Below are 23459 nucleotides of genomic sequence, written 5' to 3'. Positions count from 1 at the left end.
GACAAGAGTATAACCAAGATTGAGCATGGTGCTATAACACTTTGGATTATTTATGGTACTTACGTGGGCTTTGTCCAAACCAACGTTTAAAGGCATGATTAAAAGCGGCAGGCTCGGAATACCCCAATAATTCTGCAATCATTTCAATTGAATACTCTTTATATTCAATTAAACGCAAGGCTTTATCTTTCATGATTTGTTCACGAATTTCTTTGTAGCTGCTGCCTAATTGCTGTAATTGGTGCCGCAAAGTACGCTCAGGCACCTGAATCACCTGCGCAGTTTGTGCCATGCTCGGCAACATGCCTTGTTGTAATTCTAAATAATCATACACCCGTTGTAACAGCAATGGGACTTTGTGATCAACCCGTAAACGATTCATTTCACTTAAGCATTTATGCTCATAGGCTTTAAACGTAATTGCATCTGCTGAAGGAATAGCTTTATTAAGTACATTGCGATCACACCAAAAAATGGCTGCGGCTGCATCAAATACTAAATGATCACCATACACACCAGCATAATTTTCCATCAAATCGTCGGTTTCTGGCGCAAAAAATGGTAACTCGATACTTAGATCAGGTACTTTAAGCCCCATCGTTTTATATAAATCGGATAAAAACTTAAAAGTACTGGAAATTTCACAATGCGCACGTAATAAACCCAAATCGGTATTTAACTGTTCAGGTCGGTAACACAGTCCAACACGATGGTCTTCAAATTTTAAACTTAAGTCACCTGTTAAATGTGTGAGTCTTTGATATTGCACAGCTTTATTGAGTGCCACCTCAATACTTGGACTAGTCACCAATAACATTAATAATGGGCCATAGCCCACCAAGGTATAATGCTGTCCGATCCATAAACCCAATGCAGGATTGACATTTTTACCAATCACTTCGAGCAAGTTCCACTCTAAACTTGGATGAATCACAGCACTACTATCTAAGGCTTCGCTACGTAAACCTACTGCCTGTAATTTAGGATCCACTTCAAGTCCAGCTTTACGCATACCTTGAATCAAGTACATTAGTCCTAAAATAGATCTTTTCATAATTTTGCCACTGCCCCACAACTATCACGTTTTTACGCTATTTCATTGAATTTGAACATTGCCGAAATGATCACTTTTCACTTAAAAGTATGGATTATGTGCCTAGATGTATTCGATTTAGAGCAAAATCAACGTATCATGGCTGCAGCATGTTTACTCTGTGTCTGTTATGCAATCTATTGGACTGATTTTACAATTACTACTCTGTTTAGGTTTAGGCTTTATTAGTTCAAATTATCTGCCTCAAACAGTTAAACAATATGCTTTCAAACTGCTGCCGTATTGCAGCTATTTAATTTTAGTGGCCATTGCAATCGAATTTTTTCAAGTGTTAGATTCGATCTCCGATCCTTTAACTTTACTCATTCCCGCACTGACCTTGTCTTTTAGCACATCCCTTGGTGCCTTTGTGTGCTGCTATTTGCTGTTTAAAGGTTTAAAAAGCCAACCTAGCCAAGGCAAAATTGATCTGTCTTTATTGCTCAATTCCTTACTCAATATTGGCTATGCTGTGTTTGCCTTATTGGCCGGCGTACTCTTGGCATACACCTTACAAGCCTTTGAGATCAAGCTCGTGATAAACAGTTGGTGGTTACTGTTGGGGTTTATGTTACTTATTGGACTTGATTTAGCCCAACATCCTGTTGATCGAAGCTGGATAAATTGGAAGATTTTATGCGTACCGATGGGCTGTATAATCGGTTCTTGTTTAGGTGCTTATTTGAGTTATATGGTGCTGAAAGATCTAAGCTTTATGGATGCTTTATTGTTCTCTCAAGGCTATGGTTTTTATTCTATGTCGAGCATTGTGATTAGTGAACTTAAAGGGCCAAAGTTGGGCAGTATTGCATTAATCAACGACTTACTTAGAGAAATTTTTGCAATTTTATTGATGTATGCCCTTGGGTGGCGATACCCACGATCAGCTATTGCAGCCGCCGGTGCCACTGCCATGGATGTGACTTTACCCATGGTCAAACAAGCGTGTGGCAATACGTTTATTCCTCACGCCATGCTCAGCGGCTTGGTCTTATCCATTCTTGCACCCATATTGGTCAGCGTGTTAGCTGCACTATAAGGTATATTTGGCTCAAGCTTCTCACAAGAAGCTTGAGCTTTTAAAGCCTAATTAAAGTGTGGCTAAAATGTCTCTTAAGGTTTGACGAGGATTTTCTGACTTGGTAATTGGACGACCAATCACCAAATGGGTTGAACCATCCAACATAGCTTGCTTAGGTGTCACAATACGTTTTTGATCATCAGCTGCTGCACCTTCAGGACGAATACCCGGCGTGACAAGCGCAAAGTCTGCGCCTAAAGCTTCACGTAACATCTTAGCTTCTTGTGCTGAACATACCACGCCATCTAGACCACTATCTTTGGTTAAAGTGGCTAAGCGTTTTACATGCTCAAATGGCTCAACGTCTAAACCTAAGTCACGCAAATCTTCACGACCCATGGACGTTAAAACGGTTACCGCAATCAATTGCGTGGCATAGTTACCTGCATGCAAGCGCTCGACACAGGTTTCCATCATCTTACGACCACCAGAGGCATGCACGTTGACCATCCATACCCCCATATCAGCCGCTGCACATACTGCTTGTGCTGTGGTGTTTGGAATATCATGGAATTTAAGATCCAAAAACACCTCAAAGCCTTGATTATGCAATGCTTTAACCACACTCGGACCTTCATGGGTAAACAGCTCTTTACCTACTTTGACACGGCATAATGCAGGGTCAAGTTGTTCGGCAATAGTTAAAGCGTCATATTGGCTTTTGGCATCTAATGCAACGATAATACTCAAGAGATTGACCCTTTTAAAAAACAAATTAGAGGCATTATAAAGATTATTAAATCAAGCTCAAGTATGCGCTTAAAATTATGTCTTTGTTGCATAAAAAAACACTCTAAAGCTTTCACCTTAGAGTGTAATTTTTATTATGTTTGGCAAAACACCAAAGAATTAATGTGTTGACTTGATGCCTTTAAACCGGCGGACGGTCTTGGCTATGAATATCTAACACAGTTTTTTCATGTCGGGTGTGCGCTGCAGCTTCTGCGGCTGCAGCTTGCGCCACGTGGATTTGTTCCTGACGTAGATGCTCAATATCTTTACGCAGTCGCTTGATTTCCCAACTATTTTGGAAAACTCGAAACACCTGTACACCAATGAGTAAACCTAAAGTAATACCCAAACCTAAGGTAATTAATAACAATAAGCCAAGACGCATTGCAGGAATTTGAGTAAAGAGCAAATCTACTGAAAGCTCAGTACTGTTTTGTAACACTAAGGCCAGTGAGTAGCCAAACAGAACCAATAATAAAACAACCAGAACGTAACGCATAAACACCCCTTAAATTTTATTTATTGGCAGATTCGTTTACCGCATCACGAAGTGCTTTACCCGGTTTAAAATGTGGTACCGCCTTAGCAGCCACTTCAACAGATTTACCGGTTTTTGGGTTACGACCAATACGCGGTTCACGATGGTGTAGCGCAAAGCTACCAAAGCCACGGATTTCAATACGATTGTCCGATGATAAAGCAGCAATCATTTGGTCAATCATAATTTTTACAGCTTCTTCCACTAAGGGTTCAGCTAAGTGCGGATTTTTAAGAGAAATTCGCTCTATTAAATCAGACTTATTAAGTGCTTCTATAGTCATCATCGACCTCTTTAATTATCAAGCTACTTTTAACTTAAAAAGATAATAACCTGTTTAAATACAAAACGGTAGCGCAATAAGTGAATACTACGCTACCGTTTATAGTATTTGTGTAAAAAGTATTGGTTAAATTACATTAACAATACATTTTATCCATCTACTTAGTGATTCATTTGAGCTTTGATCAAGTCACCGATCGTTTTAGGACCGTTTTCTTGAGAAGTTGCAACAGTTTTCAAGTTAGCAACCGCTTCTTTCTCTTCAGCTTCGTCTTTCGCTTTGATAGACAAGTTGATAGAGCGAGATTTACGATCTACGTTGATGATTTTCGCTTCAACTTCTTGACCAACTTCTAAGAACTTAGTTGCATCTTCAACGCGATCGCGGTTGATTTCAGATGCTTTTAAAGTTGCTTCAACTTCGTCAGCTAACTTAACAGTTGCGCCACGAGCGTCAACAGCAGTTACTGTACCTTTAACAAGCGCACCGCGTTCGTTAGTTGCTAAGAAATCGTTGAACGGATCGTTGTTCATTTGTTTGATGCCAAGGCTGATACGGTTGCCTTCAGCGTCTACAGACAAGATAACCGCTTCAACTGTGTCACCTTTCTTGTAACGACGGATGGCTTCTTCGCCTTGTTCGTTCCAAGAAATATCAGACAAGTGAACTAGACCATCGATACCACCTGGTAAACCGATGAAGATACCGAAGTCAGTGATTGACTTGATTGTACCTGATACTTTTTCGCCTTTGTCATGGTTTTTAGCAAACTCTTCCCATGGGTTAGCACGAGTTTGTTTGATACCAAGAGAAATACGACGACGTTCTTCGTCAACTTCAAGAACCATAACATCAACTTCGTCACCGATCTGAACAACTTTAGATGGGTGGATGTTTTTGTTTGTGTGGTCCATTTCAGACACGTGTACTAAACCTTCAACGCCTTCAGCGATTTCTGCGAAACAGCCGTAGTCAGTTAAGTTAGTAACACGTGCTTTAACGATAGAACCTTTAGGGTAACGGCTCATGATCGCTAACCATGGATCTTCGCCTAATTGCTTAAGGCCTAAAGATACGCGGTTACGTTCGCGGTCAAATTTAAGTACTTTAACAGTAACTTCTTGACCCACTTCAACAACTTCTGAAGGGTGCTTGATGCGTTTCCAAGCCATATCAGTGATGTGAAGAAGACCGTCGATACCGCCAAGGTCAACAAACGCGCCGTAGTCAGTAAGGTTTTTGATTGTACCAGTAACTGTTTGGCCTTCTTCAAGCTGAGCAAGAAGCGCTTCACGGTCAGCTGAAGATTCAGCTTCCATTACCGCACGACGAGATACAACAACGTTGTTACGTTTAGCATCAAGTTTGATAACTTTAAATTCTAACTCTTTACCTTCTAAGTGAGTTGTATCACGAATAGGACGAGTATCAACTAAAGAACCAGGAAGGAATGCACGTACTGGACCGATGTCAACAGTGAAACCGCCTTTAACTTTACCAGAGATAACACCAGTAACGATTTCGCCGTCTTCAAAGATTTTTTCAAGTTTAGTCCAAGTCTCAGCGCGTTTTGCTTTTTCGCGAGAAAGAACTGTTTGACCCATACCGTTGTCAAGAGCTTCAACAACAACATCAACTGTGTCGCCAACAGCAACTTCAAGTTCACGTTGGTCGTTTAAGAATTCAGCGCGGTCAACCACACCTTCAGACTTAAGGCCAGTGTCAACTGTTACCCAGTCAGAGTCGATGCTTACTACAACGCCTTGGATGACTGCACCCTTTTCAACGTTGAGGTTTAATTCGCTTTCTTCAAAGAGGGCTGCAAAAGATTCGGTCATGATATACCTGATAAAGTCAGCGGTCTTGGATCAGACAAGGCCGGTTTAATAAAGCGTCTACATAGTCCATATAAACTGATCAGGCTATGCTTCGGCTGTAACAAATAAATTAATTGGCTAAACACTGATCCACATAAGTGGTCATGAGTGTAAATACCTCATCGATGCTCAAATCAGAGCTATCAATAATGTAAGCATCGGGCGCAGGCTTAAGTGGTGCAACACTGCGTTGCATATCACGTTGATCACGCGCTTCGATATTAGCTAAAATGTCGTTTATTTTAACATCCAGCCCCATTGCCTGCAACTGTTTTACACGACGTGCTGCACGAGATTCAGCCGATGCGGTTAAATAAATTTTAGCTTGCGCCTGTGGAAAAATTGCAGTGGCCATATCACGACCATCTGCCACTAAGCCTGGGGCTTGAGCAAAAGCATGTTGACGGGTCAGTAATGCGGCACGCAGTTCTGGCACTGCAGCCACTTTAGATGCAAATTCGCCTACACGTTCAGTGCGAATGGTGGTGGAAACATCTTCACCATTGAGTAACACTGCAATGCCTTGTGCTGTGGATTTAAACTCAATATCTAAGTGAGTGGCAATCTCAACACAGCTTGCCAATTGGCTATCTAATGCATCAAGTAAGTTGTGTTGCTCTAAAGCCAACCCCAACAAGCGATATAAAGCACCAGAGTCAAGCAAATGAAATTGATAATGTTGTGCAAGTTTGGCTGCAAGTGTGCCTTTGCCTGAGCCACTTGGACCATCAATGGTAATAATTTGAATGCTCATGGTTGTTCCATTTTGCTCATAAATAAAATATAGATTATTGTCTTGATCTAAAATCAGGCGGGCAAAAACAGCTTAAGGGGTATGTAAGTCTTGTTTTTGTTTGAGTTTTAATTCACGTTTTTGTGCACGGCGCATTTTAAAGAAGTCACTGAGTTGGCTTGAACACTGTTCAGCCAAACAACCCGACTCTACCGCAAAAACATGATTGTAATACCCTGTTGCAAATAAATTACGCGCACTGACCAATGAGCCCGCTTTAGGTTCAGTTGCACCAAATACAACACGCGACACACGGGCATGAATTAAAGCTCCAACGCACATGGTACACGGCTCTAAAGTGACATATAGCACACTATCTTCGGGTAAGCGGTAATTATTAAGTTGCTGACAAGCCATACGAATGGCCTGAATTTCGGCGTGTGCAGTGGGGTCATGTGACGCAATCGGATGATTATACCCCGCCCCAATTACTTGATTTTGACTTACCAACACAGCACCCACCGGAATTTCACCTAAATTTGCTGCATGGGCAGCCTGCGCATAGGCAAGCTGCATCCAATGTTCATCACGTGTAATTTCAGTCATCGCTTAAGCAAGTACACCATAGTGTTTAAGCAAATCATTCCAACTTTGAATATCAGTAACAGGTGGATGTTCGGCTAAAATACCTTTTAAAGACAAATCAGTGCCGCGTTGCCATGCAGGTGCTAAATCTTTATCCACTAAACGTGCTCGCACGCCTTCAACAAAATCAGGATGGCGAATTTTCCAATCTGAGATTTGACGTTCTAATTCAAAAACTTCAGTCCAAGAATGATCTTGTTTACCCCATTGCCATAACAACCATGTTAATGCTGCTGTAACAGGTGAACCTTTTTGTAAGTTTTCGCTGGCTTGACGTAACCAATCACTACGAGCATCACTTAAACCGATAATGGATTCATAATCCTGTTCAAAGATCACGCCGCGACATACGCTTTGAATGACATCTAAAGAATTTTGTAATGGACCAGGACCCACCGGACGATGCATGCTGTTTAAGGTGTCGTCAATGGCACGGAAATCACCCGCTGGGTAATGCCCCCAATCAATGTTGACCATTTTGTCTAATACTTTATCGCGGTGTGCATCACAAATATGCGTCGCCCAGCCAATGCCATAAGCCCCGGCTGAAGTCATAATTGAACCAGTTAAACCAGTAAACAAGCCAATTGCACCACGATCTGCTAAGAAACGTGTTGCGCCTACATCAGGGTATAAACCAATATTAATTTCCGGCATCGCAAGACGTGAATATGGGGTCACCAAACGAAATGGTGCGGCCATAAACAGCCCTAAACCACCACCCATCACATAGCCTTCACCCCACACCAAGACAGGTTTTGCATAGTTATGCAGCAAGGCATCTAAAGCATATTCTTGTTCAAAAAATTGATTGGCAACATCAACATCGCCATTGATCACCAAATGGCGTAATTTACGCACATCACCGCCTGCACAAAAGGCTTTGGGGGTAGTGGAATCTAACCAAATGGCTTTAACGTTGTCATCATGATGAAAATCTTGAAACACGGCTAAAAGTGCCGACACAATACTTTCATCCAAAGCATGTAAGGATTTTGGACGATTTAATCTTACAATACGCCAACCATTTGCCGCCTGTTCAACAATTAAATCGGGATGATAATCTTTTGTTACGGGAGAATATGTCATGCGTCCAGCTGCCAATTGATCGGCTCAATGCCATTTTGTTTCAGATAATTATTTGTTTTTGAAAACGCTTTGCATCCAAAAAAACCACCACGGTTGGCTGCTAATGGCGACGGATGTGCCGCTTTGAGCACCAAGTGTTTATTTGGATCAATACGTTGTCCCTTTCGCTGTGCATATGCGCCCCATAAAATAAACACAATATGCTCGCACTGCTGATTCAAGACATCAATCACATGGTCGGTAAAGTCTTCCCAACCGCGTTTTTGATGTGATGTCGGCTGTCCTGCCTCGACGGTCAGCACTGCATTTAACAGCAGCACTCCTTGTTCAGCCCAATGGGTTAAATTACCGTGCTTAGGGATATCGACCCCTAAGTCGGAATGTAACTCATGGAAAATATTACGCAAAGATGGCGGTATTGCAACCCCTCTTTGTACCGAAAAGCTCAAACCATGGGCTTGATTAGGCCCATGATAAGGGTCCTGACCTAAAATCACCACTTTGACTTGGTGAAGCGGTGTGGTGTTTAAGGCATTAAAAATCAATGAACTTGGCGGATATATGGTTTTATCGGCTTGTTTTTCTTGTACAAGAAATTGTTTCAGCTCATCCATCTTTGGACTGAGTAAAAAGTCACTCAACGTCAATTTCCAGCTCTCATCTAACTGAATTTTTTGTAGTTTGGCTTGTTGTTGCTCAGTCAATGACATGATGATATCCCTATAGAACCGGAAAATTAAAGTTTAACTTGTAGTTCAACACTTGGGTTACAAAAGTGCTGACCTGTTTTGAGCTTGTGATACATCTCGGGGTCATTCCACTCGCTTTGAATTTGCTCAGAGAAAATAATGTCCTCTAAACGCAGTTCACCCATTTGTGCATTGTCAATATCTTCTAAAAAGCTTTGTGCGTAGCCGGTATCGGTTTCATGCACAATCACAGAATACACCTCAACGTCACCTTCACCATTTTGGGTCTGGGTGGAAGCCAACACTTGCTGTGCCAAATAAAAGAAGATACGTGAGAATTGCTCAGCCGATGGCGAGACAGGTAGCGAGATCCAGCGGGCGCTAAAGGTTTTACAAGCGTGAATATAGTCAGCGTCATCTTGCTGCCAAAAACAAATGGCATGGTCAAAGGCATCGTATAAATCTTTAATCACGCCTTTGAGCAAACCAAAATCATAGACCATTTGTCCATGATCAAGTTTTGAGGCTTTGAGCAACAGCTCAACTTTATAACTGTGACCATGAATTGAACGTTTGCAACGATCCGAGGTGCAATTACGGACAATATGGGCATTTTCGAACTTAAATAATTTACGAATTAACATATGTCGTAATGGGATCCAAAACTTGTGAATTTATTCCGATTATAAAGCAAAATACCAACAGTGGGCATTTATTTTGCTGTTTAGCAGCATCGGTAAAGGCTATCAAAAAGGTGCCAAACTACGTGACATGACCTGTATTTTTTTATGATCACGCTGCAATTGGCTTTGCATATAACGGCTATATCCTGAAAATTCAACTTCTACATAACTGATAAAAGTATTGGATTGTACCCCCAACATAGTATTCATTTGATTACGAATATTTGGCTCTACCTGATCAAATGGTGCAGTTTGCCAAAACTCATTTAAATTTTGCCAATGTTGCAACTGACCACGGCGTTGAGTCAGTACATTTTCAATGTCACTGATTTTAAGCTGCGGATCGATACTGGCCAATAACCATGCCGATGCCGTATTAATATTGACTTTTTGCTCAACTGAATACGCTGCTACATAAGGCTTAAGCTGTTGATACAGCGCAGCATCAATGCCTCGTACTTGGCTTAGGCTAGACACATCATGAAATACTGCATTGGGTGCCACATAGCCTTGCCCCGAACTTTGATAATAACTGCCCTCGGCGCCCATACTCCCCGTCACTTCATCATCTTGATCTTGCCAATCAATGAGAGCTTGGGTCAGTTCAATGGGAGCATCTACACGTTGCAAAATTCGCTGTAACCATGCCTCTGCGGCAGGATTAATGCTTTTACCGTCGCTTTTCAACAAGCTATTGAGATTAAACTTACTGTTTTGATCTTCAATCCGCCCCATCACTACACCGCCATCCACTGGAAAAGGCGGCATAGGTTGTGCCCATGTTTCTTGTAAATGATCGATCTGAGCAGCATTATTGGCATCATCGACCAACAGCTCAGAGAAAAAAGCCTCTGCACTTTTGGCATATAGCAGTGCTTGGTTTTGCTGAATTAAACTGCCCGTGGCTTGTGCCGTGGCGCGTTGTTGCTTGGCAATTGTGGCCGCTAAAATAGTTGCCAATGCCACCATCATTAAAATAGTAATTAAAGCAATGCCGCGTTGTTGTTGCATTAGCTCACCCCTTGTGATTGCGGCAACACACTAAAACGCCATATAAAGGGCTGTTCGCGTACTTGGAGTTGAACTTCTATACCTCGCGGCAAAGCCATCAGTTGTTCAGAATTTTTAGGCCATTGATTTGACACATCAGGGTTGAGCACTGCGATTTCAAAACGCTCCACGTCGGTCATTAACTCACTTGAAATTGGCTGTAGTTTCCCATCCCGATCAAGATGTGGGTATTTTAAACGATAGACAATTTTCTCATTGGCATCATAGCGATACTCAATGCGCTCATACACAGCCAAACCTTGTTGCAAAGGATCCGTCACGCCGGCTTTACTCAAGATTAAGCGACCATTTTGCAGCACTAAGGCCGGTTCTTTTTGTGTATTGACTTGTGCACTGATTGGCACCAACTGTGCAGTATCTTTTAACAGTTGCTGATAGCCCAATTGCAATTGCTCTAAAGCTGCCTCATGCACCACATTACGGCTTTTGACTTTATTAAGATAGTCAAAAACTTGCCAACCCAATGCCGAGAGCACGGCAAAAATGGCAATTGAAACCAACAGTTCCACCAAAGTAAAGCCATTACGAGTTGCCATTTTTCCCTTGCCTATAATTAAAAAAACTCAATTCGGCAATTTTCCCTGTGACTTTTGCAGCCTGTGTGTCATACAAACTGACCTTGACTTGTACACGTTGTACATTGGGACTGATAGTACTTTGACTGGTTTTATCAACTTGCCACATTTCGCCTTGTTCTTCAATTTGTGTGGAGGCTGTACCGCTAAGCCATTCTTGTTGGATTTCCATACGGGCAATTTCATTCATGGCCACAAACTGTGCTTTGGTTCTTAATATAGAATGACTGGTGGCTTGGGTATATTGCATCGCAGTTTGGGTCAAAGCCATAGCTGCAACGGCAAAAATCGCCAATGCCACCATGACCTCAAGTAAGGTAAAGCCCTTATTTTTCATGGACTTTTCCTAAATAATCAATTTCAATTTCAGCACCAATCGCTTGGTCTTGCCAATAGGCTTGAATCCGTACCGGTTTGGCTTCCCCATTGCCTAACCAAATTAATTTCGGCGCTTGCGCCCCAATCAATTCAAGATTATTGGCATTGGGATAATTTTGTTCAATTGGGGTAATATCTAAGCGCATCTCAGGTGCTAAGGTTCTGATGTCAAACAATTCAAATGTTTGCCATTTTTGCGTCTGCTCAGTTTGTTGTGCTTGATATTGCAGCAGTTGATACTGCATAGCATTGTGCTGAGGACGCAAATCAAAGGCCAAGACTTGACCTTGTTCAGTGGCCAAGCGCTGTATGGCTTTTAAATCACTGATCAGCAATTCACGCGCTTGCATTGCCTGACGACGATCTACCCCTGAAATATTCATTAACAATAAAGAAGCCAAGATACCCATCACCACAATGACCACCATGACTTCAACCAAAGTAAAACCACGCGCACGCATTTAGAGCACTACTCGCGGCTGTTGCATGGGCAATTGTAAGGCTTGCTCAATGGTCACCACTCTTAAGCCATCACGCGAACCTAAATAACGCTGATAAAAACTTGAATTTAAAATAGCCGCAGTGCCATGGGTGAGCGCCCAAATGGCTGCCAAATAATCACGCCCGGACATTTGGCTGCCGACTTTTTGTAAATATTGCTCAGTCATGGGAATAATAATTTTTAAACGCTGACGACGCACTCGGTACAATTCACCAAATAAGCTTTGGATGCCTTGTCCTGTGACAGACAAACGCTCTTCAATATGATGAAACAACACGGTGCGTTCAGGATGGTGAAGATGGTGCAACATAAAGTAGCCCAGATGCTCAGGAAACTGCCGATTAGGTGTACTGAGCATGTCAAATAACATGCGTTCATTGCGAATCATCAGCAGCATATACAGCTCATCTTTACTTTGAAAGTGCTTATATAGCGTGCCTTTGGCCAAATCTAATTCAGCTGCAAGTGCATCTAAAGTCATGCCGGCTTCGCCATTTTCTAGCAACAAACGCTCAGCCGTTTCAAAAATAAGTGCTTCGCGTGCTCGAAACTGCGCCTGACGATCCATCTTCACCCGTATGCTCTCTTATATGTGTTGTTTTTTACTTTTGTGCCAGAAGATTATTAAAGTTTTGCATGGTAATCTCTGCCATCTCTTCAAGTGACTTACCATACACATCACTCAAAGCTTTGGCTACAAAAGGCACATATTTAGGTTCATTGCTTTTACCACGATATGGCATAGGTGCTAAATATGGGCTGTCTGTTTCAATCAAGACCCGATCAAGCGGCACTTGTTTGGCCACATCACGTAAATCTTGAGCATTTTTAAACGACACAATGCCTGAAAAAGACACATAGTAACCACAATCTAAGACCGCTTTGGCGGTGTCCCAATCTTCGGTAAAACAATGCAAAATACCATGTGTAGATTGCTCGGCACGAATGATATCTACAGTATCATGTTTGGCCGAACGGGTATGCACCACCACCGGTTTATTCAGTGCTTGTGACGCATGAATATGGCGGGCAAAGCAGGCTTTTTGTTCTGCAATAAAATCGGTGCTATGGAAGTAATCCAAGCCAGTTTCACCCAAGGCCCACACTTTGTCTTTGGACGCCAATTCAATTAAATGTTCCGTAGTGGCACGCGCCATCACTTGAGGGTCCTCACAAGGGTGAACCCCCACGGTATAACCGACATCAGCATGACGCGCTGCAATTTTTTCAAGCAAAATGTGATCATCAAGATCAACAGAGATACTCATAAATTTAGACACGCCTGCAGCACGTGCTTGCGCTAAAGCTGCATCAAGATCGCCTTGATAAGGCGTTAAATCAAGGAGCGTTAAATGACAGTGAGTATCAACAAACACAATGTTATCCTAAGTAATGATCAATAATTACATAGTGTAACTAGTCCGCCCTTCAGACTTAAGACCTGCGAGAATTTTTTCTGCTTCTGATTTGTAATAAACGCCTTTTTCGCCACTCAATTGAATGCCAAATCCCGGTACGCTAATGCCATTTTGACGTTGTGACACCCAAACCACTTTGCCTTTAAGCGGCACTTTTTGTGGATTATCGGGTAAAGTTGCCACGACAAAGACTTCATCACCCAATTTTACTGACAAACGCGATGGAACAAATAAACCACCGCCCTCAATAAATGGCATGTAGCTGGCATATAAAGCTTCTTTATTTGGAATATTGGCTTGAATCATACCACCGGTACGTGATTGCATGGTTTTCCCCTTTAAACATGCATAAGTTGGATACACAACTGATCGACGATTAAATTGCTTTGTACGTTTTGTTTGAGCAATTGTTTCGACTGTTGTAGCGCTTGATAAATTTCAAACAAGTAGTCTAAAGAATAATGTGTTGCAAGCGTATTAAAATCTAAATCAATATTTTTAATCGGTTGCGCAAGTTTATGGGCTATTAAATCCGCCAACAGATATTCAAACATCTGTGCAAAGTCGGCAAAACTTAAAGCCTTGTTCCACTTATTGGCCATATGCATAGGCATATTTTTTTGACTGACCAATTTCAACCAATCGCTTAAAAATTCAGCCCGACGCCCTAACCATTCTGCTTGTGCCAATTCAACCGCTTGAATCGGCATATGATTAGCTAGGTTCATGAGTAAATTGTATTGGCTTTGACCTGCTTGTGGCAAATAAGTATGTAAATAATCTTGTGCTTGTTCAGCTGTAATCCGATCTAAAGCAAAATGTTGCAAACGACTACGAATCGTGGCTGGTAGCTTCAGATAATGCTGCGCCAATAATATAATTAACACCTGCTCACCCGGCTCTTCTAGGGTTTTTAGCAATGCATTACTGGCCGCTAAATTTAGCGCTTCAGCCGGCTGAATAACAATAACCCGCCAACCTTCGCCGGTTTGTTGTACAAATGGTAATAAGTCGCGGATCTTTTCAATCTTAATTTGCGGGTTTTGTTTCTTAGTCTCTTCATCAGTACTCACATACATGTAATTGGGATGGGTATTGGCGTTCAGCCACTGACAACTGCGGCATTGACCACAGGCTGTATCGGCTTGGCGCGCCTGACATAACACCCATGCTACAAACTGCTGGGTAAATGCCTCTTTACCTGAACCGGGCTTACCATAGAACAATAAACCATGCCCAATATTGGGAAAACGAGTGGTTAAATTGTGCCAAAGGCCTTGTTGCCAAGAATAGACGTGTCCTGCGACATCTTGCATAAGCAACCTTTTATTCAAATGCCGAAGCAGGCATGGCATTTAAACGCGCTAAGTCGGCTGGCGTATCTACACCCGGTGGTAGATTTGCTTGGGCGACACTAATGGCAATACGATGACCATTTTCAAGCACACGCAACTGCTCAAGGGATTCAAGTTGTTCTAACACTCCCATATCCCAGGTTACATACTCTTGTAACAACTGCACGCGATAGGCATATAAGCCTAAATGACGATAGGCTGAACTATGCAGCTTAGGGACTGCCAATTTTGCTCCATCACGGTCATACGGAATCGTGGCGCGGCTAAAATACAAGGCTTGCTGCTGTTTAGACATCACCACTTTCACGATGCTATCGCGTTGAAATTCATCTAATTCATGAATTGGCTCACACAAAGTCGACATAGAGCAATCTGGTTTTACTTGTAACAAATCTGCCACTTGTTGGACCAATTGTGCCGGAAGCAAGGGTTCATCACCTTGTACATTGACAATAATGTCTTGACTGTCCCAACCCTTAATTCGCGCCACTTCACTTAAACGATCCGTGCCAGATGGGTGGTTGGGCGAGGTCATGACCACATCAACTCCTTCGGCCTGACACACTTGTGCAATACGCGTATCATCGGTTGCCACGCAAACATCGTCAAAGCCTTGAACTTTTTTGGCTTGGTCGACCACACGTAAAATCATGGCACGTCCATGAATTTCAAGTAAGGGTTTACCCGGCAAACGAGAACTTGCAAAGCGTGCTGGAATCACAATATGTTTCATGTGTTAACCTTTTAAATGAACACCCAGCAGTTTTATTTGTGCTGCTAGGGTGGAATAACAAGTCGCAGATAACGTCGCTTCTACTGGCACAACCCAAATACTATTTTTAAAATCAGGCTGTTGCTGTAATAGAGGTAGAATTTTGACAGCATCTTTTTCAGTGGTAATAATGGGTTGTTGATCATCAAACTGTAAATCATCCCATTCATATTCATGATGATCTGGAAATTCATGACATTGGAAATCCAAAATTCCCATGCGCTCTAAAGTTTGATAAAAGCGCTGTGGAAAACCAATTCCCACCACTGCATAAAAATTTTCTTTTGGATCAAACAACTCATCACGCCCATGTAACAAATACGGCGCTGTGGCTTGTAAATGCATATGCATGTCACGCGTGGGCTGGTGGCTATGCTCGATCACCGTAGCATGTTCTAAACGGCTTTTGGGTTCACGCAAATAACCTTCAGGCAATATCTTTTCGTTGCCCAAACCACGATTTTGATCCAACACAATCCACTCAAGATCACGTGCTAAGGCCAAATGCTGTAAGCCATCATCACTAATGATTAAATCTAAGTCATAACGACTCAGTAACAGCTCAATGCTTTTTTGGCGATTTGGTCCAACTGCCATCGGTGCTTGCGTGGCTTGTACAATTAAGCATGGCTCATCACCAACCTGCTTAGGTGCTGCATCAAGCTCAACCAATGCAGGAAAAGGCCCTTGCCCGCCATAACCACGACTAATCACGCCAACGCGTACTTGATGCGCCTGTAAGTAATTGACCAAATGAATTAATAGCGGCGTTTTACCACTGCCGCCCACGGTAATATTTCCAATCACCATGACAGGCACAGGCGCACGATAGGCATGTTTAATGCCCATTTGGTACATTTTTTGATTCAGCAAAAATCCGCCACGATACAGCCACGATAACGGTCGAAGTACAACAAGCCATTTGGCCTGTTGGTGCCAAGCCTCTTGTATCCGCTGTGCCAATGACATCAATCAATGCTCCTCAAAATTACGTTGATGCAATTGATAGTAAGCACCTTGCTGAGTGATTAATTCTTGATGGGTGCCTTGCTCAACAATACGACCTTGATCCATGACCACAATCATATCGGCATTTTCAATGGTCGATAAACGATGGGCAATCACAATGGTGGTACGATCTTGCATAGCAGCGTCAAAAGCTTGTTGAATAAAGTATTCCGATTCATTGTCTAAAGCACTGGTGGCTTCATCTAAAATCAAGATTGGTGCATTTTTTAAAATTGCACGCGCAATGGCAATACGTTGACGCTGACCACCCGACAAGTTTAAACCTTGTGCGCCCAAAATCGTATCATAGCCTTGTGGCAACTGCATAATAAAGTCATGGGCATAAGCGGCTTGAGCCGCTGCAATGATCGCTTCATCACTGGCACCTTCTAATTGACCATAGGCAATATTTTCACGCACACTACGGTTAAACAACACCACTTGCTGATTCACCATGGCAATTTGAGTACGCAAGCTATTGAGTTCAATCTCTTCAATTAAATCTTGGTCTACATACAAAGCACCGCTACTGATGTCTTGATAGCGCACCAATAAATTGACCAATGAGGTTTTACCTGCGCCACTACGTCCCACCAATGCGACAGTTTGACCGGCTTTGACCTCTAAGTTAAAATTTTGAATGGCATGATGACCATCAGGGTAAACCAAATTGACATCTTTAAAATGCAGATGACCTGCAAGTTTTGGAGTTTTTTGACCTTGATTGTGCTCTTCGGGTAAATCGAGCAGCTCAAATACAGAATGTGCTGCTGCCATACCACGTTGTATTTTTTCATTGACATCTGTCAGTGCTTTAATTGGCTTGGCCAACATGCCGGCTGCGGTAATATAGGCAACAAATTCACCTGCCGTAGTTTCACGTAAAATCTCTGGACGCAATGCAATCCAAATAATAATACTCATTGCCAAAGACATAATAAATTGTACAACAGGACTGTTGAGTTGCTGTACGGCCACCATTTTTAGACCACGGCGCAAGTTTTCTAATGAACTTTCGCGAAAACGTGCTTCTTCATAGGCTTGTCCGCCATAGCCTTTTACCACCAAGTGACCATTGACGGTTTCTTGCACTACATGGTTTACATCACCCATGGTATTTTGTACTTGTTTGGACAATTTACGCATGCGTTTTGCAGCTTGACGAATAATAAAGCCAATCAATGGCCCAAACACCAAAATACAAATGGTTAAGCGCCAGTTGCTATACAGCAAATAACCCATTAAACCCAATGCAATTAAACCTTGTTGCAAAATAGTTTTGAGTGATTCAGTCGATGCCGCAGTTAACTGCTCCACGTTATACATAATTTTGGCAGTAATGTGACCACTGGTATTGTCTAAATAATATTGCGCCGGTAAACGCAATAATTTAGCAAACACTTCTTGGCGTACATTAAAAATTAAGTTACGTGAAATCACCGCAGTAAAATAGCCACCCATAAAGGTACCTAAACCACGGAAAAACATGAGCACCACCACCAATATTGGAAATAAAGTGGTGAAGTTTTGGTCTTTATCTTGGATTGCAGTAATAATATATTCTAGCAGTTTGGCTACTGAAACTTCTGTTGCCGCATTGATGGTAAAACCGACCACCACTAAGATCGCAATGCCCCAGTACTGTTTTAAATAACCCAGTAGGCGCGTATAGACCTTGATATCTTGATTCACTCATCACCTCGAGCAGGCACTTTGGTACTGATATTGATATTGACAAAACCAAGCTGACCGGCAACATCCATGACACGGATCACATCTTGATGGGACGCTTTGGCATCAGCTGCGATAATAAAACTAAGATCACGGCGCTGATTGGCAACCTGTTGAATCGCATGATGTAAATCGTTGCTGCTTTGACCACCAAGCGTTTGCCCATTTAAAGTGTACTGCCCTTTGGCATCCACCACCACTTCAATCTTATGCTCGTATGACTTTGTAGGGACGCCTTGGGCATCGGGCAAAGTTAAGTTCATACGGCTATATTGATTAAAACTGGTCGAGAGCAGTAAAAAAATTAAGATAAACAACAAACAATCAATCATGGGGGTGAGATTGATATGAATGTCATCGGCAGTGGCGCGACGCTGAAATTTCATCGCTGACCTTTATGGTAAAAATATGCCGCATGAAAAAGCGTGGCTTGTTGTTCAAGTTGCATAATATATTCATGCACCAAACGCTGAAAATAGCGATAAGCAAACAATGCCGGAATCGCAATTAACATGCCCACTGCTGTGGTTATTAGTGCTTTAGAGATTCCAGGAATCATTAAAGTTGGATTGCTGTTAGCGCTTAAATCTAAAATTAAAAATGATTCAATGATCCCAAGTACCGTGCCCAGTAAGCCAAGTAATGGGGCGACAGCACTTAAAGTCCCTAAAAAATTAATATTTTTTTCCAAATAGCCAATTTCTTCTGAGGCCACCGCTTCCATTTGCGCACGTGCATATTCAGGGCTTTGCAAACGGCTACGTTCACCTGCCATAAAAATCCGACCCAAAGTAGAGTCTTTTAAATCTGCATCTTGGTGTAAGGCATCCATCACAGTTTGGGTATTATCGTCGCCCTGTAACAGCAATTGTGGTGGGAGAATGCTCTTGCGTTTGAGTCGAATCAAGCGTTCTAAACTAATCGCCAGCATAAAAATAGAACACAGCAGCAATGGCAGCATTAGCCAACCCCCTGCTTTTACTAACTCCCACATGAGATGTCCCCTTAACCTGCTAAACAGATATCCAAAATACCATCCAACTCATCGAGCGAATGATAATGAATCACCAATTTGCCTTTGCCTTGTTTGTTATAATCAATTTTCACGTCTGCACTAAAGCGTTCAGATAAACGCTGAGCAAGTTGTTGAATGTCTGGAGCAAGTTCTGGCTTAACCCGATCATGTTTGGGTGTGTTTAAATCACGTACCAGTTGCTCGGTTTGGCGTACAGACAAGCTCTTTTCAATCACCAATTCTGCAATTTTAACTTGATCTTTTGGCTTTAAGGTCAAAATGGCACGCGCATGCCCCATATCCAATAAATCTTGCTGCATGAAATCTTTAACTGGTTCAGCTAAAGTGAGTAAACGTAATAGGTTACTGACTGTAGTACGTGCTTTACCGACCGTTTCGGCAATTTCTTGATGGCTTAAACCAAACTCTTCGTGAAAACGCTGCAAAGCCATGGCTTGATCCATTGGATTTAAGTCTTGGCGTTGAATATTTTCAATTAAAGCTAAGGCAATGGCCACTTGGTCGGGCAAATCACGCACAATGGCAGGAATTTCAGTTAACCCTGCCAATTGTGCCGCGCGCCAACGACGCTCACCGGCAATAATTTCATAAGGGCGCTGTTCATCGCCATCGACCGGACGCACCACAATCGGTTGCATCACGCCATGTTTTTCAATGGATGCTGCCAGCTCTTGTAAATCTTGTTCGTTGATTGTACGACGCGGTTGATATTCACCACGTTTTAATAAATGCACATTCAGTTGTTTGAGCTGACCGTGATCTAAAGATTGTGCTTCAAGCTGCAATTTTTCTTTTTGAATTGAACCCAATAAGGCATCTAAACCACGACCTTTAGCCAATCCGCGTTTTCGAGTGGTCATGCAGGACTTCCTTTTTTGATTTTTTTAACGATTTCGGCAGCTAAGTTTAAATACGCCACTGCACCTTTAGAACTTTTTTCAAAATAAATCACCGGCAAACCATGTGCAGGCGCTTCTGCTAAACGCACATTACGCGGAATGACCGTGTCGTAGAGTTTTTTACCAAAATATTGTTCTAATTCGGCCGCCACATCGCGCGTTAAGGCATTACGTGCATCGTACATCGTACGCACTACACCTACTATTTCTAAGTTTGGATTGACCACCTGTTGAATACGATCAATGGTTTGAGTCAGATCAGCCAAACCTTCGAGTGCATAATATTCACATTGCATTGGAATAATCACACCTTGTACCGCAGCCAGTGCATTAATGGTGATGAGGCTTAAACTTGGCGCACAATCAATGATAATAAAATCATAGTCTTGCTCTACTTCTTTTAAGGCTTGACGTAAAATAAATTCACGTCCCTCTTGCTCAGCAATTGCAAGCTCCACTCCGGCTAAATCACGGTTGGCACCTAGCACCTTATAACCGACTTCGGCTTTGGTAATTGCAGTTTCAATTGGCACTTCACCCAATAACACATCGGTCACTGAATACAGTAGATCGTTTTTTTGTACCCCAGAACCCATGGTGGCGTTGCCCTGAGAGTCCATATCAACCAATAACACGCGTTTTTTTAATACTGCAAGCGAGGCAGCCAAATTTACTGCGGTTGTGGTTTTACCTACGCCACCTTTTTGGTTCGCAATCGCAATAATGTGTGCCATGGTAAATCCTAATCCTTAGAAAAATTAAAGTTGTTTCATTAAAATGAGATGACGTTGTTCATCCAAACGTGGCACGCTTAACGCCACAATATCAATCTTAAATTGCGCTTTAAACACTTCGACTTCTTCTTCAGGAATTAAGCCTTTCATTGAAGCAATAATACTGTCTTGGTGCATATACGGTTTTGAGGCATTGACAAAATCGGTTAGTGATGCAAAGGCACGACTGGTAATCACATCAAATTGACCCAATTCGTTAATGCTGTCGGTGTTTTCGACACGAGTTTGTACTGCAATCACATTTGGAAGTTTTAAGTCGGCAATAAATTGCTTTAAAAAACGGATTTTTTTACCGTTAGAATCTAATAACACACATTGACGCCCAGGTTGGCACAGCGCAATGATCATGCCCGGCATACCACCGCCTGTACCAATATCCAATAAACGACCTTGTGGTAAGTCATTTAAGATACTTAAACTATCGAGCAAATGCTTGACCAACATTTCTTTAGGTTCACGAATTGCCGTTAAATTATAGGCTTTGTTCCAAAGCACCAGTGCATCTTGATATTTAAGCAATAAATTTAAAGCCTCTTCGCTTAAGTTTAAGCCTAATGCTTGCGCGCCTTGTTGCAGGTCTTTAAAAAACGGATGCATAACGTTATCCCAAAAAAATTAATGGCAGTATACCGATTTATCAATGAAGTCACAGCCAAATACTGCTTAGCGAATATGCAATTAAGCGTATTGACCTGTGCGAATCTGTTGATCTAATTGTGCTAAACGCTCAGGTGTTCCAACATCTACCCACGCGCCTTTTAATTTAGATGCCGCAATTTTTTGATCTAACATAAAGGCTTTAAGCAGTGGTGCCAATGCTCGTTTACCAGCTGCTAAACCTGCAAACATTTTAGGATCAATCAGCGATACACCGCTAAAGGTCAGATTTTCACCTGGTATGTTTTGATCAAAAGTGTAAGCCCGACCTTCACTTAAAGTAAAATCGCCGTTTGGATGTTGCGTTGGATTGTCGACCAAAACCAAATGCGCCAAATTTTCGTTAAGTTTTATATCAAGTAGTGCTGCAAAATCCATCGTGGTCCATACATCGCCATTGACTAAAATAAACGGCTGATCGCCCAATAATGGCAAAGCATGAATAATACCGCCTGCGGTTTCCAATCCTTCAGCTTCATGTGACCATAAAATATGTACACCAAATGCTGAACCATCTCCTAAAGCATCGACTAACTTCTGTGCAAGCCATGCGGTGTTAATCACAATTTCGGTCACACCTAAATCACGTAGCTTTTCGATGTGCCATACAATTAAAGGTTTGTCTGCAACTTCAAGCAAAGGCTTAGGGGTATGCAACGTCAAGGGACGCATACGATTGCCTAAACCTGCGGCCAAGATCATCGCTTTCATTTAAGCCACCACCTCATACACACCGTATTTTTGGGTAAATTTTGGCATGACCACATCTTCAATAAATTGCATAAACGCGGCAAGTTCAGGATAAGCTTGGCTTTCTTGACGTAAATACCACATCACACGCGGTAAATCTTTTAAGTAACCTGCTTTGCCATCGCGTTCAAATAAACGTACAAAAATTCCTAAAATTTTCAGGTGACGTTGAATCGCCATCAAATCGGCATCTTTTTTAAATTGTTCAAGATCACGATCTTGTTTTTGTGTTTCAGGCAATACGTCATAAAACAGCTTAAACCACGTATATACACGCTCAGGGTTCCACTGCACATAGGCATCGCGGGCAATTGAAATTAAATCGTAGGTGTCGGCACCAATCACGGCGTCTTGAAAATCAATCACGCCTAAATCGCTTTCACCTGCAATATGCATGAGATTACGGCTATGAAAATCACGATGCACAATCACTTGTGGCTGTGCCAAAGCAGCATTGGCTAAAATGGCAAAAGTACGCTTAATTAACGCACTTTGCGCAGCAGTGGGCTGAATGTTTAAAGACGGTAACATCCAATCTGTAAACAACTCCATCTCGCTGATGAGCTTTTCGTAGCTATATTCAGGAAATTGGTCTTTGCCATCAATGCTTTGTAGTTGTGCCAATTGTTTAAAGCTTTGTGCGTAATAAGCATCTACCGTGTCATCATTGAGCAAGGTTGAGAGTAAAACATCACCAAAATCTTCTAATAATAAAAAGCCGTGTGTTAAGTCTTTGGCCATAATGTGTGGCACGCGCACGCCATGCTCGGCAAAAAAATCATCAATTTTTACAAATGGCGCACAATCTTCCTTCTCAGGTGGTGCATCCATGAGCATCAATGTTTTATGATCAAAGACAATTCGTGCATAACGGCGAAAGCTTGCATCACCTGCCAAAAAATTAATTTCAAATTGATCCGAACCTAGTACAGATTGAATCCATGTTTGTATCAATTGTTCACGTTGTGTATTCATTTGCGATAAATTCTAAGACAGGCTGAGTTTTTAAAGTGCTAAGTGTAGCTACTTATCAAGTTTTTCTCTATGATGCAACCATAATTAATTGCGAT

29 protein-coding genes are annotated in these 23459 nt (G+C 42.1%); 1 reads left to right on the top strand and 28 read right to left on the bottom strand.

The annotated features are described in order from the left end of the window. Window positions 1–46: 46 nt before the first annotated feature. Window positions 47–1054 carry an AraC family transcriptional regulator gene (locus Q0017_RS00690; protein ID WP_298141555.1) on the bottom strand — a complete coding sequence of 336 codons (1008 nt, stop codon included), beginning with the start codon at window positions 1052–1054 and terminating at the stop codon, window positions 47–49. 169 nt (window positions 1055–1223) lie between these two features. Here Q0017_RS00690 and Q0017_RS00685 point away from each other — a divergent pair, with 169 nt between their 5' ends. Beyond that, entirely contained in the window at window positions 1224–2132 is a 909-nt protein-coding gene (locus tag Q0017_RS00685; protein ID WP_298141552.1) for a lysine exporter LysO family protein, read from the top strand. Window positions 2133–2183: 51 nt separating this feature from the next. On the opposite strand, the gene pyrF is transcribed toward Q0017_RS00685, so the two are convergent. The 27 genes from pyrF to Q0017_RS00550 form a co-directional block, all read right to left on the bottom strand. After that, window positions 2184–2864, bottom strand: coding sequence for an orotidine-5'-phosphate decarboxylase (pyrF, locus tag Q0017_RS00680; RefSeq protein ID WP_298141550.1), 681 nt, complete (start codon window positions 2862–2864; stop codon window positions 2184–2186). Window positions 2865–3045: 181 nt separating this feature from the next. Beyond that, window positions 3046–3405, bottom strand: coding sequence for a lipopolysaccharide assembly protein LapA domain-containing protein (locus tag Q0017_RS00675; RefSeq protein ID WP_297427700.1), 360 nt, complete (start codon window positions 3403–3405; stop codon window positions 3046–3048). 16 nt (window positions 3406–3421) lie between these two features. Further along, window positions 3422–3727, bottom strand: coding sequence for an integration host factor subunit beta (locus tag Q0017_RS00670; RefSeq protein ID WP_298141685.1), 306 nt, complete (start codon window positions 3725–3727; stop codon window positions 3422–3424). Window positions 3728–3888: 161 nt separating this feature from the next. After that, a complete protein-coding gene (gene rpsA, locus Q0017_RS00665) occupies window positions 3889–5565 on the bottom strand; it encodes a 30S ribosomal protein S1 (RefSeq protein ID WP_298141547.1) in 1677 nt (558 codons plus the stop codon). A 109-nt stretch (window positions 5566–5674) separates the two neighbouring features. After that, entirely contained in the window at window positions 5675–6358 is a 684-nt protein-coding gene (gene cmk / locus Q0017_RS00660; protein ID WP_298141544.1) for a (d)CMP kinase, read from the bottom strand. A gap of 72 nt (window positions 6359–6430) precedes the next feature. Then, window positions 6431–6943: a tRNA adenosine(34) deaminase TadA gene (gene tadA / locus Q0017_RS00655; RefSeq protein ID WP_298141541.1), complete on the bottom strand. Its 513-nt coding sequence runs from the start codon at window positions 6941–6943 to the stop codon at window positions 6431–6433. 3 nt (window positions 6944–6946) lie between these two features. Then, window positions 6947–8071, bottom strand: coding sequence for an enoyl-CoA hydratase/isomerase family protein (locus tag Q0017_RS00650; RefSeq protein ID WP_298141537.1), 1125 nt, complete (start codon window positions 8069–8071; stop codon window positions 6947–6949). Continuing rightward, window positions 8068–8781 (bottom strand): uracil-DNA glycosylase, encoded by a 714-nt coding sequence (ung, locus tag Q0017_RS00645; RefSeq protein WP_298141534.1) that lies wholly within the window; start codon window positions 8779–8781, stop codon window positions 8068–8070. Before ung ends, Q0017_RS00650 begins: the two co-directional genes overlap by 4 nt. 26 nt (window positions 8782–8807) lie before the next feature. Next, window positions 8808–9404 (bottom strand): 6-carboxytetrahydropterin synthase, encoded by a 597-nt coding sequence (locus Q0017_RS00640; protein WP_298141531.1) that lies wholly within the window; start codon window positions 9402–9404, stop codon window positions 8808–8810. A 102-nt stretch (window positions 9405–9506) separates the two neighbouring features. Continuing rightward, window positions 9507–10454, bottom strand: a complete 948-nt coding sequence (gene gspK, locus Q0017_RS00635) for a type II secretion system minor pseudopilin GspK (RefSeq protein ID WP_298141529.1) — start codon at window positions 10452–10454, stop codon at window positions 9507–9509. After that, complete coding sequence (locus Q0017_RS00630) at window positions 10454–11050, bottom strand: type II secretion system protein GspJ (RefSeq protein WP_298141525.1); 597 nt, start codon at window positions 11048–11050, stop codon at window positions 10454–10456. The genes gspK and Q0017_RS00630 overlap by 1 nt, the downstream gene beginning before the upstream one ends. Then, window positions 11037–11426 carry a type II secretion system minor pseudopilin GspI gene (gene gspI, locus Q0017_RS00625; protein WP_298141522.1) on the bottom strand — a complete coding sequence of 130 codons (390 nt, stop codon included), beginning with the start codon at window positions 11424–11426 and terminating at the stop codon, window positions 11037–11039. Before gspI ends, Q0017_RS00630 begins: the two co-directional genes overlap by 14 nt. Beyond that, entirely contained in the window at window positions 11416–11928 is a 513-nt protein-coding gene (locus tag Q0017_RS00620; protein WP_298141518.1) for a prepilin-type N-terminal cleavage/methylation domain-containing protein, read from the bottom strand. The genes gspI and Q0017_RS00620 overlap by 11 nt, the downstream gene beginning before the upstream one ends. Next, window positions 11929–12537, bottom strand: coding sequence for a TetR/AcrR family transcriptional regulator (locus tag Q0017_RS00615; RefSeq protein WP_298141515.1), 609 nt, complete (start codon window positions 12535–12537; stop codon window positions 11929–11931). A 34-nt stretch (window positions 12538–12571) separates the two neighbouring features. After that, window positions 12572–13345, bottom strand: coding sequence for a TatD family hydrolase (locus Q0017_RS00610; RefSeq protein WP_298141512.1), 774 nt, complete (start codon window positions 13343–13345; stop codon window positions 12572–12574). Window positions 13346–13372: 27 nt separating this feature from the next. After that, window positions 13373–13714: a PilZ domain-containing protein gene (locus Q0017_RS00605; RefSeq protein ID WP_298141508.1), complete on the bottom strand. Its 342-nt coding sequence runs from the start codon at window positions 13712–13714 to the stop codon at window positions 13373–13375. An 11-nt stretch (window positions 13715–13725) separates the two neighbouring features. Next, window positions 13726–14703 (bottom strand): DNA polymerase III subunit delta', encoded by a 978-nt coding sequence (locus Q0017_RS00600; RefSeq protein ID WP_298141503.1) that lies wholly within the window; start codon window positions 14701–14703, stop codon window positions 13726–13728. A gap of 10 nt (window positions 14704–14713) precedes the next feature. Beyond that, window positions 14714–15475: a 3-deoxy-manno-octulosonate cytidylyltransferase gene (gene kdsB / locus Q0017_RS00595; RefSeq protein ID WP_298141501.1), complete on the bottom strand. Its 762-nt coding sequence runs from the start codon at window positions 15473–15475 to the stop codon at window positions 14714–14716. 3 nt (window positions 15476–15478) lie between these two features. Continuing rightward, window positions 15479–16483, bottom strand: coding sequence for a tetraacyldisaccharide 4'-kinase (lpxK, locus tag Q0017_RS00590; protein WP_298141499.1), 1005 nt, complete (start codon window positions 16481–16483; stop codon window positions 15479–15481). A 3-nt stretch (window positions 16484–16486) separates the two neighbouring features. Further along, window positions 16487–18214, bottom strand: a complete 1728-nt coding sequence (msbA, locus tag Q0017_RS00585; protein ID WP_298141497.1) for a lipid A export permease/ATP-binding protein MsbA — start codon at window positions 18212–18214, stop codon at window positions 16487–16489. Beyond that, entirely contained in the window at window positions 18211–18639 is a 429-nt protein-coding gene (locus Q0017_RS00580; protein ID WP_298141495.1) for a biopolymer transporter ExbD, read from the bottom strand. The genes msbA and Q0017_RS00580 overlap by 4 nt, the downstream gene beginning before the upstream one ends. Further along, window positions 18636–19247, bottom strand: coding sequence for a MotA/TolQ/ExbB proton channel family protein (locus tag Q0017_RS00575; RefSeq protein ID WP_298141493.1), 612 nt, complete (start codon window positions 19245–19247; stop codon window positions 18636–18638). The genes Q0017_RS00580 and Q0017_RS00575 overlap by 4 nt, the downstream gene beginning before the upstream one ends. Before the next feature lie 11 nt (window positions 19248–19258). Next, window positions 19259–20149, bottom strand: a complete 891-nt coding sequence (locus tag Q0017_RS00570; RefSeq protein WP_298141490.1) for a ParB/RepB/Spo0J family partition protein — start codon at window positions 20147–20149, stop codon at window positions 19259–19261. After that, complete coding sequence (locus tag Q0017_RS00565; protein WP_297427642.1) at window positions 20146–20922, bottom strand: ParA family protein; 777 nt, start codon at window positions 20920–20922, stop codon at window positions 20146–20148. Before Q0017_RS00565 ends, Q0017_RS00570 begins: the two co-directional genes overlap by 4 nt. A 24-nt stretch (window positions 20923–20946) precedes the next feature. Continuing rightward, window positions 20947–21579, bottom strand: a complete 633-nt coding sequence (gene rsmG, locus Q0017_RS00560; RefSeq protein WP_298141486.1) for a 16S rRNA (guanine(527)-N(7))-methyltransferase RsmG — start codon at window positions 21577–21579, stop codon at window positions 20947–20949. Window positions 21580–21660: 81 nt separating this feature from the next. Next, window positions 21661–22350, bottom strand: a complete 690-nt coding sequence (gene murU, locus Q0017_RS00555) for an N-acetylmuramate alpha-1-phosphate uridylyltransferase MurU (RefSeq protein ID WP_298141484.1) — start codon at window positions 22348–22350, stop codon at window positions 21661–21663. Further along, entirely contained in the window at window positions 22351–23364 is a 1014-nt protein-coding gene (locus Q0017_RS00550) for a phosphotransferase (protein WP_298141481.1), read from the bottom strand. Window positions 23365–23459: the final 95 nt, after the last annotated feature.

Source organism: uncultured Acinetobacter sp. (assembly GCF_947624825.1).
GTDB lineage: Bacteria > Pseudomonadota > Gammaproteobacteria > Pseudomonadales > Moraxellaceae > Acinetobacter.
Note: the sequence above shows the minus strand (reverse complement) of the source record. Positions and strands in the feature narration are given on the sequence as shown.

Bases quoted from the DNA above. Each gene is read 5' to 3' on its own strand.
- rpsA (WP_298141547.1), bottom strand. From the start codon at position 5,565: ATGACCGAATCTTTTGCAGCCCTCTTTGAAGAAAGCGAATTAAACCTC.
- kdsB (WP_298141501.1), bottom strand. From the start codon at position 15,475: ATGAAACATATTGTGATTCCAGCACGCTTTGCAAGTTCTCGTTTGCCG.
- tadA (WP_298141541.1), bottom strand. From the start codon at position 6,943: ATGACTGAAATTACACGTGATGAACATTGGATGCAGCTTGCCTATGCG.
- ung (WP_298141534.1), bottom strand. From the start codon at position 8,781: ATGTCATTGACTGAGCAACAACAAGCCAAACTACAAAAAATTCAGTTA.
- Q0017_RS00600 (WP_298141503.1), bottom strand. From the start codon at position 14,703: ATGCAAGATGTCGCAGGACACGTCTATTCTTGGCAACAAGGCCTTTGG.
- Q0017_RS00675 (WP_297427700.1), bottom strand. From the start codon at position 3,405: ATGCGTTACGTTCTGGTTGTTTTATTATTGGTTCTGTTTGGCTACTCA.
- Q0017_RS00550 (WP_298141481.1), bottom strand. From the start codon at position 23,364: ATGAATACACAACGTGAACAATTGATACAAACATGGATTCAATCTGTA.
- lpxK (WP_298141499.1), bottom strand. From the start codon at position 16,483: ATGTCATTGGCACAGCGGATACAAGAGGCTTGGCACCAACAGGCCAAA.
- Q0017_RS00620 (WP_298141518.1), bottom strand. From the start codon at position 11,928: ATGCGTGCGCGTGGTTTTACTTTGGTTGAAGTCATGGTGGTCATTGTG.
- Q0017_RS00690 (WP_298141555.1), bottom strand. From the start codon at position 1,054: ATGAAAAGATCTATTTTAGGACTAATGTACTTGATTCAAGGTATGCGT.
- Q0017_RS00685 (WP_298141552.1), top strand. From the start codon at position 1,224: ATGCAATCTATTGGACTGATTTTACAATTACTACTCTGTTTAGGTTTA.
- Q0017_RS00570 (WP_298141490.1), bottom strand. From the start codon at position 20,149: ATGACCACTCGAAAACGCGGATTGGCTAAAGGTCGTGGTTTAGATGCC.
- Q0017_RS00615 (WP_298141515.1), bottom strand. From the start codon at position 12,537: ATGGATCGTCAGGCGCAGTTTCGAGCACGCGAAGCACTTATTTTTGAA.
- Q0017_RS00575 (WP_298141493.1), bottom strand. From the start codon at position 19,247: ATGTGGGAGTTAGTAAAAGCAGGGGGTTGGCTAATGCTGCCATTGCTG.
- Q0017_RS00640 (WP_298141531.1), bottom strand. From the start codon at position 9,404: ATGTTAATTCGTAAATTATTTAAGTTCGAAAATGCCCATATTGTCCGT.
- Q0017_RS00650 (WP_298141537.1), bottom strand. From the start codon at position 8,071: ATGACATATTCTCCCGTAACAAAAGATTATCATCCCGATTTAATTGTT.
- murU (WP_298141484.1), bottom strand. From the start codon at position 22,350: ATGAAAGCGATGATCTTGGCCGCAGGTTTAGGCAATCGTATGCGTCCC.
- Q0017_RS00605 (WP_298141508.1), bottom strand. From the start codon at position 13,714: ATGCAATCACGTACCGGTGGTATGATTCAAGCCAATATTCCAAATAAA.
- gspI (WP_298141522.1), bottom strand. From the start codon at position 11,426: ATGAAAAATAAGGGCTTTACCTTACTTGAGGTCATGGTGGCATTGGCG.
- Q0017_RS00565 (WP_297427642.1), bottom strand. From the start codon at position 20,922: ATGGCACACATTATTGCGATTGCGAACCAAAAAGGTGGCGTAGGTAAA.
- Q0017_RS00580 (WP_298141495.1), bottom strand. From the start codon at position 18,639: ATGAAATTTCAGCGTCGCGCCACTGCCGATGACATTCATATCAATCTC.
- cmk (WP_298141544.1), bottom strand. From the start codon at position 6,358: ATGAGCATTCAAATTATTACCATTGATGGTCCAAGTGGCTCAGGCAAA.
- rsmG (WP_298141486.1), bottom strand. From the start codon at position 21,579: ATGCATCCGTTTTTTAAAGACCTGCAACAAGGCGCGCAAGCATTAGGC.
- Q0017_RS00630 (WP_298141525.1), bottom strand. From the start codon at position 11,050: ATGGCAACTCGTAATGGCTTTACTTTGGTGGAACTGTTGGTTTCAATT.
- gspK (WP_298141529.1), bottom strand. From the start codon at position 10,454: ATGCAACAACAACGCGGCATTGCTTTAATTACTATTTTAATGATGGTG.
- Q0017_RS00670 (WP_298141685.1), bottom strand. From the start codon at position 3,727: ATGACTATAGAAGCACTTAATAAGTCTGATTTAATAGAGCGAATTTCT.